Annotated in this window: 11 protein-coding genes; 4 read left to right on the forward strand and 7 right to left on the reverse strand. The window is 66.4% G+C overall.

Annotation, left to right across the window (positions count from 1 at the left end; all coding sequences use genetic code 11):
• Positions 1-4: 4 nt before the first annotated feature.
• Both V8683_RS10845 and V8683_RS10850 read left to right on the forward strand, forming a co-directional pair.
• On the forward strand, positions 5-1,183 hold the full coding sequence (locus tag V8683_RS10845) for a DUF1501 domain-containing protein (protein WP_411191094.1): 1,179 nt from the start codon (positions 5-7) through the stop codon (positions 1,181-1,183).
• Between the two features lie 59 nt (positions 1,184-1,242).
• Positions 1,243-1,458: a YXWGXW repeat-containing protein gene (locus tag V8683_RS10850; protein WP_411191095.1), complete on the forward strand. Its 216-nt coding sequence runs from the start codon at positions 1,243-1,245 to the stop codon at positions 1,456-1,458.
• Position 1,459: 1 nt separating this feature from the next.
• On the opposite strand, the gene V8683_RS10855 is transcribed toward V8683_RS10850, so the two are convergent.
• From V8683_RS10855 to V8683_RS10885, 7 genes are all read right to left on the reverse strand, one after another.
• The gene (locus V8683_RS10855) at positions 1,460-1,705 is read right to left on the reverse strand and encodes a hypothetical protein (RefSeq protein ID WP_411191096.1); all 246 of its coding nucleotides are present in this window, start codon (positions 1,703-1,705) and stop codon (positions 1,460-1,462) included.
• A gap of 175 nt (positions 1,706-1,880) precedes the next feature.
• Positions 1,881-3,518, reverse strand: a complete 1,638-nt coding sequence (locus V8683_RS10860) for a gamma-glutamyltransferase family protein (protein ID WP_411191097.1) — start codon at positions 3,516-3,518, stop codon at positions 1,881-1,883.
• 182 nt (positions 3,519-3,700) lie between these two features.
• The gene (locus V8683_RS10865) at positions 3,701-4,726 is read right to left on the reverse strand and encodes an ABC transporter permease (protein WP_411191098.1); all 1,026 of its coding nucleotides are present in this window, start codon (positions 4,724-4,726) and stop codon (positions 3,701-3,703) included.
• Between the two features lie 52 nt (positions 4,727-4,778).
• Positions 4,779-6,350, reverse strand: a complete 1,572-nt coding sequence (locus V8683_RS10870) for a sugar ABC transporter ATP-binding protein (RefSeq protein ID WP_411191099.1) — start codon at positions 6,348-6,350, stop codon at positions 4,779-4,781.
• 58 nt (positions 6,351-6,408) lie between these two features.
• Complete coding sequence (locus tag V8683_RS10875) at positions 6,409-7,341, reverse strand: sugar ABC transporter substrate-binding protein (protein ID WP_411191100.1); 933 nt, start codon at positions 7,339-7,341, stop codon at positions 6,409-6,411.
• Between the two features lie 72 nt (positions 7,342-7,413).
• Positions 7,414-8,235 carry a TIM barrel protein gene (locus tag V8683_RS10880; protein ID WP_411191101.1) on the reverse strand — a complete coding sequence of 274 codons (822 nt, stop codon included), beginning with the start codon at positions 8,233-8,235 and terminating at the stop codon, positions 7,414-7,416.
• A 49-nt stretch (positions 8,236-8,284) separates the two neighbouring features.
• Entirely contained in the window at positions 8,285-9,277 is a 993-nt protein-coding gene (locus V8683_RS10885) for a hypothetical protein (protein ID WP_411191102.1), read from the reverse strand.
• Positions 9,278-9,408: 131 nt separating this feature from the next.
• On the opposite strand from V8683_RS10885, the gene V8683_RS10890 reads away from it, so the two are divergent.
• Together V8683_RS10890 and V8683_RS10895 are read left to right on the forward strand one after the other, a co-directional pair.
• The gene (locus V8683_RS10890) at positions 9,409-10,470 is read left to right on the forward strand and encodes a LacI family DNA-binding transcriptional regulator (RefSeq protein ID WP_411191103.1); all 1,062 of its coding nucleotides are present in this window, start codon (positions 9,409-9,411) and stop codon (positions 10,468-10,470) included.
• A 62-nt stretch (positions 10,471-10,532) separates the two neighbouring features.
• Complete coding sequence (locus V8683_RS10895) at positions 10,533-12,143, forward strand: phospholipase D family protein (RefSeq protein ID WP_411191104.1); 1,611 nt, start codon at positions 10,533-10,535, stop codon at positions 12,141-12,143.
• Positions 12,144-12,311 lie beyond the last annotated feature (168 nt).

A 12,311-nucleotide genomic window follows, 5' to 3' on the forward strand; every position in this document is an offset into this window, starting at 1 on the left:
CGCCATGGTCCCCCGTATCGATTCCCGCGGTGGCGCTTTCTCTCGCCGCCGTTTCCTGCGCGTTGCCGCCGCCGGCGCGGGCGCGATGCTCGTCGCGCCGCAAATGGTCTTTGCGAACGTGGCCACGGACCGCCGCTTCGTCTTCGTGATCCAGCGCGGCGCCGCGGACGGGCTCAATATCGTCGTCCCCTACGCCGAGCCCGCCTATGCGACGCTGCGCGGCCCGCTCGCCATCGACGCGGCAAGCGCGACGAAGCTCGACGGCACCTTCGCGCTGCACCCGTCGCTCGCGCAGATGGCGCAGATGTACCAGTCGGGCGAAGCGCTCTTCTATCACGCCATCGCTTCGCCGTACCGCGACCGCTCGCACTTCGACGGCCAGAACGTGCTGGAAACGGGCGGACGCGCGGCGTACCAGGTCAAGGACGGCTGGCTCAACCGGCTCGTCGGCCTGATGCCCGCCACGCGCGAAAACGCCATCGCGCTCGCGCCCACGGTGCCGGCCGCGCTGCGCGGGCCCGCGCGCGTGACGTCGTACGCGCCTTCGGCCCTGCCGACCGCTTCCGACGATCTGCTGCTGCGCGTTTCGGCGCTCTACGAGGCCGATGCGCAACTGGCGCCGCTGTGGGCGTCCGCCATGAGCGCGCGCGGACTGGCCGGCGACGTCGGTCCGCGCCAGGACCCGGCGAGCCTCGGCAAGCTCGCGGCACAATTTCTCTCGCGCCCCGACGGTCCGCGCATCGCGATGATCGAAACGGGCGGCTGGGACACCCACAGCGCGCAGAACGCGCGCCTCGCCAACCAGCTCAAGGCTCTCGATACGATGCTCGCCTCGCTGCGCGACGGTCTGGGCGCGGACTGGAGCAAGACGACCGTGCTCGTCGCCACCGAGTTCGGACGCACGGCGGCGGCCAACGGCACGGGCGGGACGGATCACGGCCAGGCCTCGGTGGCGATGCTCGTGGGCGGCGCCGTCAAGGGCGGCCGCGTGGTGGCCGACTGGCCCGGCCTGCGCAGCACCGATCTCTACGAAGGGCGCGACCTCAAGCCCACGGCCTCGCTCGACGCGCTCATCGCGGGGGCGGCCAGCGAAAGCCTGGGACTCGATCCGCACCGCACCGCGACCGCGCTCTTCGCCGAAGCGGGCACGCCGGGCGCGATGACTGGCCTGATCCATACCTGAACGCGCTCACCATCATGCATGAGCAATACACCGGCTTACCACTCTAAGGAGTACGAAACGTGAAGAAGAACGTAAAAATCTCGGCGACGCTGCTCACGTGCACCGCGCTGCTTTCAGCGTGTGTGGTCGAACCGGCGCGGCCGCCCGAGCCCCCGCCGCGCGTGGAAGTCGTCCCGGCCCCGCCGGCGCCCGGCTACCATTGGGTCAAGGGGCATTACCGCTGGGATGGCAACCACTGGCAGTGGATCCCGGGGCACTGGGTAGCCGCCTGGTGAGTCAGGCAACCGAGGGGTGCGCCGTGTGCCACTCGTCCACGGTGTCCTTCGCTCGGTGCTCGACGGCCGAAAGCGCCATCAGCACGTCGATCTTCAGCTTGGGGATCGTCAGCTCGACGGAAGGCAGCGTTACGTTCTGTGCCTCACCGGCAATCCCTTCGATCTTTGCACTGCACAGCCATTGCGTGTCTGTTGCGTCTGCCTTCGCATCGACAGCGACTCGAAAACCACGGTACTCGACTGCCATTTTCTCTCCGATACCTTACAAACAGTAATGCCACTGCCGCGTTCGCAGCCAAAGGGAGAATATAGCACTGCTGTGCACTGCGCTCAGCAGTGCGCACACCGTCGCGCGAGGCGTCATTCGACACGCTTTGACGCACGATTTGGCGCGTCAATTCAAGAGCTTGGGCAAGATTCGCTCAACAGCCCGCGGCAAGCCCGTCGCGCCGCGAATCGCTCGCGGCCACGTAGCCGCGCTCCGGGTCGTTGCGGTCGAGCTTCCAGATGAACTGGCCCGAGCCGAAGTCCATGTACGGGTCGTCGATGCGCTTGATGGAATGGCCGCGGTCCTGCAGCGCTTGCACGGTATCGGGGTCGAAGGTCGATTCCACGTCTAGCGTGAAATCTCGGTTGACCTTCCAGCGCGGCGCATCGCAAGCGGCCTGGGGCTGCTGGCCGTAATCGAGCATGCGCACCGCCGTCTGCAAGTGGCCTTGCGGTTGCATGTCGCCGCCCATCACGCCAAAGCTCATCACCGCCTCCTGGCGGCCATCCACCTGCTGCGTGAGGAACGCCGGAATGATCGTATGGAACGGCCGCTTGCCGCCCGCCACCACGTTAGGCGAGGCCGGGTCCATCGAAAAGCCGCAGCCGCGATTCTGCAGCGCGATACCCGTGCCTGGCACGACCACGCCCGAACCGAAGCCCATGTAGTTCGACTGGATGAAGCTCACCATCATGCCGCGCTCGTCCACCGCCGACATGTAGATCGTGCCGCCCGCCTTGGGCATGCCGAAGCCGAAATGCGTCGCGCGCTTCGGGTCGATCAGCTTTGCGCGCGACTCGAGGTAGGCATCGTCCAGCATCTGGGCGGGCGTGACCTCCATCGAGCGCGGATCGGCCACGTAGCGATAGACGTCGGCAAACGCGAGTTTCATCGCCTCGATCTGCACATGCTGGGCTTCCGCGCCGTCGAGCGGGAGCGAGGCCATGTCGAACTGTTCGAGGATGCCGAGCGCGACGAGCGCCGCGATGCCCTGCCCGTTCGGCGGAATCTCGTGCACGGTGTAGCCGCGGTAGGTCTTGCCGATCGGCTCGACCCATTCGGCGCGATAGCCGCGCAGGTCGTCCAGTGTCATCGCCCCGCCGCACTCGCGCGAGAACGCCGCGATACGCTCCGCGATCTCGCCTTCGTAGTACGCGCGCGGCCCCTCTTGCGCGAGCCGGCGCAGCGTGGCCGCGTGACCGGGGAAACGCACGCGCTCGCTCACCTTGGGGGCGCGGCCGTGCGGCATGAAGGTTTCCGCAAAGCCCGGCTGATTGCGCAACTCGGGCACCGCGGCCTGCCACTTGTGCGCAACGATGCTGGCCACGGCATGGCCGCGCTCGGCGATCTCGATGGCAGGCGCCATGAGATCGGCGAACGGCAGCGAGCCGAACTTCGCATGCAGGGCTTCCCAGCCCGCGATGACGCCGGGCACCGTCACGGCGTCCCAGCCGCGTACGGGCTGCTTCGCGAGGCCGCCTTCCTCGCCGTGGCGGCGGCGAAAATACTCGACGTTCCAGGCCGCGGGCGCCGTGCCCGAAGCATTGAGGCCATGGAGGCGCGCGCCGTCCCACACGAGCGCAAAGGCGTCGCCGCCGAGACCGCACGAGACAGGCTCGACCACGGTAATGGCCGCCGCCGCCGCGATGGCCGCGTCGACGGCGTTGCCGCCTTTCCAGAGCATGCGCAGACCGGCCTGCGCCGCGAGCGGATGCGAAGTCGAAACGATGTTGCGCGCGAATACCGGCAGGCGCACGGTCGGATAGGGGTTGTGCCAGTCAAAGCGTGTCATGGGCAGTCGGGAATGTTGACGGTCTGGGAGAAAGAATAGCAGCCCCGCCTGGATTTGCTGCAACGAAAGCGCCCTGCCGCAAGACGAAAAAAAACGATATGAGCATCCCGCCCATATCGCCCACAGCACACGTCGTGGAAAAAACGCCGGCGGGTGGAGACGCGCCGGCGGACAACACTCATTCACACGCGCCGCCTGCGATTGCGGTACTGGTCCGCAATGACGGCCGCCACGATGATCGCGCCTTTGACGATTTCCTGGTAATACGCGTCGATGCGCAGGAACGTGAAGCCCGAAGTCATCACGCCAAGAATGAGCACGCCGATGATCGTGCCGCCGATACGGCCAACGCCGCCGGCCAGCGACGCGCCGCCGATCACCGCGGCCGCAATCGCGTCGAGCTCGTAGTTCACGCCCATGCCGGCCTGTCCGGTAATCGCGCGGGCAGAAGTCACCATGCCGGCCAGCCCGGCGAGCAAACCCGCGATCGAATACACGAGGATCAGGTGTCGGCCGACGTTGATCCCCGACACGCGCGCGGCCGCGCGATTGGCGCCGATCGCATAGGTAAACTTACCGTATCGGGTGTAGCGCAACGCGATATGAAACACGAGCGCGACCGCAAGAAAGATCACCACGGGATGCATGCCGGCGCCGATCCAGGCAAAGTCGTCGCTGAGCATGCTGATCGGGCGGCCATGCGTGTACCACTTCGCCGCGCCGCGCGCCGACACCATCATGCCGAGCGTCGCGATGAACGGCGGCAGGCCGGTATAGCTGATCAACGCGCCGTTGATGAGGCCGCACACGAGTCCCACGGCAAGCCCCGCAAGAATCGGCCAGACGATGGGCAAGCCGGTCAGCGCCGGATAGACCGCGCGCTCGTATCCCGCCTCCTGCGCGAGACTCGCCGAAACCATGGCGGCCACGGCCACCACCGAACCGGACGAAAGATCCACGCCGCCCGTGATGATCACCTGCGTCACGCCGACCGCGATGATGCCGATGACCGACATCTGCAGGATCATCACCTCGAGCCGATCGGCGTTGAGCAGGAAGCTCTGGCCATTGACGATCCAGCCCAGCACTTCGAAAAAGAGGCTCATGCCCACCAGCACGAGAAAGATGCTGGCCTCGGGCGGCCAGCGGCGGCGCAATGGCCGGACCGCAACGGCCTGCGCTTCGATTGCAACGTTGCTCTGTGTCATCTTCGTCTCCTGAATGTGGGTTTATCGTGCGGCGCCGCGGCCCGCCCCAGCCTCAGCGCGAGGCCAGATCCATGATCGTCAGCTGATCGGCCTCCGCACGATCGACCACGCCGGTCATGCGTCCTTCGTGCATCACGACGATCCGGTCGCACATGCCCAGCACCTCGGGCAGCTCCGACGAAATCATCAGGACTGCGACGCCCTTGCCCGCGAGCTGGCACACGAGCCGATGAATTTCGGCCTTCGCGCCCACGTCGATGCCGCGAGTCGGTTCGTCCAGTATCAGCACCCTCGGTTGCGTCAGCAGCCAGCGCCCGATGAGCACCTTCTGCTGGTTGCCTCCCGAGAGGTTCTCAACAGGTTCGTAGAGACTCGGCGTTTTCACGCGCAGCGCCGCGGCCATCTCGCGGCAGGCATTCGCCATCGCGCCCTGCTCGACAAAGCCCGCCTTCACGTAGCGCTGGTTCAGCACGGCGCTCTCCATGTTCGAAAGCACGTCCAGCATCAGAAAGCAGCCCGTTTCCTTGCGGTCTTCGGTGAGGAACGCAAAGCCGCGCTTCATCGCGGTGGCGGGCGAATCGATCCGCACCGTCTCGCCGTCGATACCGATCGTGCCGCGCATGGCGGGCACGACGCCGAACAGCGCTTCGGCCACGTTCGAGCGCCCCGAGCCGATCAGCCCCGCCATGCCGACGATCTCGCCCGCGCGCACGTCGAAACTCACGCCGTCGAACACGCCGTCCACGCCGAGATCCCGCACCGAAAGCACGACGTCGCCAATCGGTACGGTCTCCTTCGGGAACATCTGCGTGATCTCGCGGCCCACCATCATGCGGATGATCTCGTCGCGCGTGACTTCGCTCGCCGCATGCGTGCCGATGTAGCAGCCGTCGCGGAACACCGACAGTTCGTCGGCGATCTGCGCGAGCTCGTTCATCTTGTGCGTGATGTAGACGATCCCCTTCCCCTGCGCCTTGAGGCCCCGGATGATTCTGAAGAGGCGCTCCACTTCGTGCTCGGTCAGCATGGACGTCGGCTCGTCCATGATCAGCACGTCGGGGTTGCAGGAAATGGCCTTCGCGATTTCGACCATTTGCCGGCTCGCGATCGAGAGGTGCCGAACTTCGACCGCCGGATCGATATCGACTTCGAGGGTCGCGAAGAGCGCGCGCGTCATCGCCTCCATCTGCCGGTGATCGATTAAACCCAGGCGGTTGCGCGGCTCCCTGCCGATCCAGATGTTTTCCGCCACGGTCATGGTCGGCATCAGGTTCAGCTCCTGATGGATCATGGCGATACCGTTGGCGAGGGCGTCGATGGGCCCGCGCAACTGCGCAGGCCGGCCGCGCAGGCACAGCTCGCCCTCGTCGGGCGTGTAAACCCCGGCAATGATCTTCATCAGCGTGGATTTTCCCGCGCCGTTTTCGCCCATCAGCGCGTGCACGGTCCCGCGTTTCAGTGCGAAGCGCACGTTGTCGAGCGCCACGACGCCGGGAAACGCCTTGCGCACGCCGCGCACTTCCAGCAGGGGGCCGCTGTCTTCCGGGTTGTCCGTGCCGGCCAAAACCCCGCCTGTAGCCCGATAGGCCGGCGAACTCATCGCCGCTTCAGCTTCAGTAAGCATCACACACTCCTTTCCTTCGTCAAGGTATCCTCATGAAGGCATGACCGACGAGGAAAGCTCAGTTCCGGCTGGCGAACCTGGGCAGATTCGCCGGCGTGACGAGTTCAAAAGGAATCCAGACCATGGTGTCCACTTTCTGGCCGCGGGCAAGCTTGAGCGCCGTTTCCACGGCGTCCGCGCCTTGCGCCGCACCGTTCTGGAACACGGTCACCTTCAGGTCGCCGGCCTTCATCGAGGCCAGCGCATCCTGAGTCGCATCGATCCCGGCCACGATGGTGCCCTTCTGGAATTTGCCTGCCGACTTCAGCGCCTGAATCGCGCCCAGCGCCATCTCGTCGTCATTGGAGACGATCGCGTCGAAGCTGAGGCCCGCGGAGAGCCAGTTGTTCATCAGATCCACTGCGTCCGTGCGCTGCCAGTTCGCCGAGCGGGCATCGACGATCTTGATGCCGTTGCAGGGCGGCTTCGCAATCACGTTCTTGATGTCCTGGGTGCGCTGACGCGCGGCCTGATTCGCGAGGTCGCCGATCATCACGAGGATGCTGCCCTTGCCGCCCATCAGCCGGCAGACCTCGCTCATCTCCAGCGTGCCCGACTCGACCTCGTTGGAGCCCACGAACGACACCTTAGGCGGCAACTGCTTGTCGGACGGCATGCGGTTGACATAGACGAGCGGAATGCCGGCTGCCGCCGCGAGCTTCGTCATCTTCGGCGTCGCGTCGGTATCGACCGGGTTGACGATGATCGCGTCGACCTTCTGCGCAATGAAGTTCTGGATCTGGTTCAACTGCTTGCCGACGTCGTTCTGCGCGTCCTCGAACTGCAGGCTCACGTCTTTCCGCTTCGCGGCGTCGGTACTCATCGCACTGCGAACGACGGTCAGGAAGTTGTCGTCGAAGGCCGACATGGACACGCCGATCTTTTCCGCCCGCGCGGCCGACGAGGTGGCCAGCACCGCGCCCGCCACGAGCGCCATCAAATATCGCTTCATGTTTCCTCTCCTCCTTGTGTATGCCCGGCCCGGTTGTCTCCTCCGGGGGCTTGGGGTCGATCTGCCTGCGGCTCAGGCCAGCCCGGCCCGAACGTAGTCCATGCTGGTCCGCAGCCGGTGCTCGATGTCGCCGGCCTCTGCGACCTCCGCGGCGAAGGGCTCGAACGAGAACGCGCCGCGATAGCCGCGCCGCAGCAGCGTCTTCAGTTGCCGGACGTTGCCCAGACGGTCCGCCGCGCCAACCAGCACGCGATGGCCATCCCGCATGCGCGCGACGGGCAGGTCGTCCTCCACGCCCGAGATGTGCACGAGCCCCGTGAGATCGGGATAAAAGATGTCTTCGCCCGACAGGTGATGATGAAAGGTGTCGTGGACGAGCTTGAACACACGCTCGCCTGCCGCGGCATAGATGCCCTTGACCGCGTCGGACTTGCGGCGCAGCGCGCATTCCTCGAAGCCGAGCGGCTCGATCAGACCGATCAACCGCCGCTCGCCCAAGATGGGCGCCAGCGCCTGCAAGGCTGTGACCAGATCGGCGTGTCGGTCGCCCGCCGTACGCCGGTCGTCGCGCGAATTCGTCGGGCACAGCACCAGCGCCTGCACACCGCAACGGGCCGCGAAATCGGCCAGTTCGATAGCCTCGCGCTCGCGCCCGGCATCCCATTGCTCGAAGCGCTGCAGCGCGTTGATGGTGAGTATCGTGAGATCCGCGTCTTCGGCTGCCGCACGAAGCTCGGCGGCCGACGTACCGTCGCGCGTTTCCACGCCGTCCAGATCGTTGCGGATCTCGATCGTGCGAATGTCGAGCCGCTTGCACAGCGAGACGTATTGCCCGAAAGGCAAACGCGGCGCGCTCATGCGATTGAGGGAAAAGTGAAATCCGGGTGTTGTCATCGCTTCCTCTATGGCCTGCGGTTTGATTCACTACGTTATGCTTATCGATTTACCGATGATGATGCCGACGTGGCGGCGCACCGCCGTACCGCGCTTCCATCTGATCGAGCCACAGGTCGCGCAGCCAGCGCGCGCACGCCACGTTATCGCGCAGCGCGTCGAGCCCGGCGCCGTTGCGGCGACCGGCCGGCGACGCAAAGGCGCAGGTAATCTGCCGCAGCCGCGGCCGAAGTTCGCTCGCCTGCCAGTGGATCAACTGATGCAGGCCTCGGCGCCAACCTTCCGCGCGGGCTTTCGCCCAGAGCTGCGGGGCGGCAGGCGAGCCGGAACGCTCCCCAGGCGCCGACGCAGTCCCGGCGCGTCCTTTCCCCGCCGACCGCGACAGCGCACCGCGGGTCCGCACGTGACAGACCCAGCCACGGTCGATCCAGTCCGCGTGCCGCTGCGCGACCGCCCTGGCGTGAGACGTCCCGGCGAGCATCGTGTCGGCGTCTTGCGCAGCAGGCGCTTGCAACGCTTCCTCTTTGATGAGGAGATCAGAATGATCCAGCGTGACCCGAAACGGCGCCCCCATGAGCGCGAGCCGGTCCCCAAGTCGGGCGATGCGCGTGCGGTCCCGGCCGGACGCGAAGCAGGCATCGAGGCTCGGCACGCAACCCGCCCGCTCGCCCCATTCGCACAACTGCAGCCAGAAGGCGACAAGCTGTTCGTCCGAGGGCGGCGCGTCGTCGCGGCGCCCGGCGAGGCGCACGTTGAGCACCTTGCCGCCCACGCGCGAGCCGGCGTCGATGAGATCCTTCGCGTTCGCTTCGTCGCCGCCAACGCCCCACGTGCCGTCAATCACGCGTATGGGCAGTGCGTAGCGATCGACGAGTTCGAAAAAAGGCTTGAGATGAGCGGCCGCGCTCGCATGAATCTCGACAAAGTCGAATACCCCCGCTTCCGCGGCCACCCGAAAACCGTCCGCCTGCCGCGCACGGCGCGATCCGCCATTGCCCGGCAAGCCGTCGATGTCGACGCCGATGAACATCGGTTCCGCCATGATCTGCCCGCTCCCGCATCCGGTTCGGATTCAATGTAGTGAGCGTGCCGCCGTCAGGCACGGGCTTTTTTGCCGAAAAATCGGCATAATGAATGTCGATTTTTCGTCAAAACGAGCGACCCGGACGCCCCATGGCCAAGTCACCGTCACGCCGTAAACGTTCGGCACGCTTCGTCGAAATCGCCGAGGAGGCAGGGGTCTGCACTGCCACGGTCGACCGCGTGCTCAACGAGCGCGGCAGCGTCTCCGCCGCCACCCGCACGAAGGTGGTGGAAGCCGCCCGGCGGCTGGGCGTGCCGCGCGTCCTGCCGGAGGTCCGGCATGGCCTCGTCCACCTCGACATCCTGCTGCCGAGAAACAGCACGCCATTCCATCGCCGCCTTGCGCTCGCGCTGCATCGTTCCATCCAGATGCTCGACCGGCGCGTCATCGTGCATCGCGCCGCGCTACCGGAAGACGACGAGGCCTTGATTCTCGACGCCATCCTGTATCCGCCCTACCGCCGCCACGGGCTGATCATCACCGCCCACGACACGCCGCCGGTACGCAAGGCGCTCGACACGGTCGTCGCGGCGGGCGAACCCATCGTGACGCTGGCAACGGATATCGGCGGCATCGACCGCGTGCATTACGCGGGCATCGACAACTACCGGGCCGGCCGCGCGGCGGGCCATTTCATCGGACGCATGGCGCAAGGGCCGGGGCGCGTGGTGGTCTTGTGCAACGCCCTGCAGTACCGGTCGCACGTCGACCGGACGCGCGGTTGCCGGGACGCGATAGGCGAGCGCTTTCCGGGCCTGGTTTGCGATCCGGCGAGCGTGGAAACGCACGACGATCCCGACCAGTGCTATCTGGCCATCCTGCGTGCGCTGAAGAAGCACCGCGACGTCGTCGCGCTCTACAACAGCGGTGCGGGTTCGACCGGCATCGACGCGGCGCTGCACAAGCTGGGCGTTGCCGGCAAGATCGTCTGGGTCGGGCACGAGATCTCCGACGAGCATCGGCGCTATATCGAGGACGGCACGATGGACCTCGCCATCGATCAGGACCCCGACGGACAGGCCATCTCCGCGTTGCAACACCTGCTTCATGCCTGCGGCGTGGTGGACGAAGCACCGCCCGCCGAAGGCAACGAGTTCCGGCTGTACATGTCGGAAAATCTGCGCAAAACCGGCTATCTACCCGAATCCTGAAGCGCCGCCGCGTGCGCATGCGCGGAACGCCGCGTGCGCCGAGCCGGTATAGTGATTCCGCCATGCGAGCCACGCCCTTCCGATTACCGGTCGCGCACCGCCACAGCGCGCTGCGCGGGCGCTGCCTTGCCGCGCTCACGCTGCTGCTGTGCGTGGCCACGCTGTCGGGCTGCCAGTTGCCGCCGCTCGCGCCGCGTACGCAATCGGCGGCACTGGACACGCAGGAAGCACTCGCCACGCCGCTGGGCGCGGCCGTGGCGCCCGAACTCGCCGAGCATCGCGAACTCACGGGCATCGACCCGCTGCCGGACCCGCTCGAAGCCTTCGCCGCGCGCATGGCGCTCGTGCGCCATGCGCAGCGCACGCTCGACGTGCAGTACTACATCTGGCGCGACGACCTCACCGGCACGCTACTGCTCGAAGCCCTGCACGAAGCCGCGGATCGCGGCGTGCGGGTGCGCCTCCTGCTCGACGACAACGGCATCCCCTCTTCTCTCGATCCCACGCTCGCGGCGCTCGACGCGCATCCGAACGTCGAGGTGCGGCTCTTCAACCCGTTCGCGGTTCGTAGACCTAAGCACATCAGTTTCCTCTGGGACTTCGCGCGACTGAACCGGCGCATGCACAACAAGTCGCTCACGGCCGACGGCATTGCGACGATACTCGGCGGACGCAATATCGGCGACGAATACTTCGGCGCGACCGACGGCGTCGTGTTCGCCGACCTCGACGTGCTCGCCGTCGGCCCGGCGGCCACCGACGTGGCGCACGATTTCGACCGTTACTGGGCCAGCGCCTCGGCGTGGCCCGCCTCGCAGCTTCTCAAACCGGCGCCGCCCGACGCCCTCGACCTGCTGGACCGCGCGGCACAAGCCGTGGAGGCAAATCCCGCCGCAGCGGACTACGTGGCCGCGCTGCGCAAAACGACGGACGTGCGCCGCCTGCTGGACGGCGCGCTGCAGTTCGAATGGGCGAAGACGCGCCTCGTGAGCGACGATCCCGCGAAAGCGCAAGGCAAGGCCGCGCCCAACTCCCTCGTGATCGCGCAACTGCACGCCATACTCGGCAACCCGCAACACGCGCTCGATCTCGTCTCGCCCTACTTCGTGCCGGGAGAGGCAGGCACGCGCTACTTCACGGATCTCGCCGCACACGGCGTGGACGTGCGTGTGCTGACGAACTCGCTCGAAGCCACCGACGTGGCGGCCGTGCACTCGGGCTACGCGCGCAGGCGCAAGGCCCTGCTCGAAGGCGGCGTCAGGCTATTCGAGCTGCGCAGCGCGGCCGCCATGAATACCGACGAGGCCGGCAAGACCGCGGGCGGCAGCGGGTTCGGCAGTTCTGGGTCGAGCCTCCACGCCAAGACCTTCTCCGTGGACGGTCAACGCGTGTTCGTCGGCTCGCTGAACTTCGACCCGCGCTCCCTGCGCCTGAACACCGAACTCGGACTCATGATCGAAAGTCCCGTGCTCGCGGAGCGTATCGATACCCTGTTCCACACCCAGATGCCGCAGCTTGCCTACGAAGCGAAGCTGGACGCCGACGGCTCGCTCTACTGGCTCAAGCGCAGCGGCGACACGGTCACGCGCTACGACACCGAACCCAATACGCCGTGGAGCGCGCGCCTCGGCGTATGGTTCTTCTCGATCCTGCCGATCGAATGGTTGCTGTAAGACTTCCGTTAGCGGGTTGACGCGACAACGAAGATGACCGGGGTTATTCCCTATTCCGCCCGAGTTGTCTATACAACATCATCCGGAAAACCCGCCGTTCCGCGTGCGGACATTTTTGCCGATCCGCCCCTTTCCGGAGTCCATCGTGGCCCAACCCGAATCCCTCGT

This window comes from Paraburkholderia sp. AV2 (assembly GCF_054968425.1).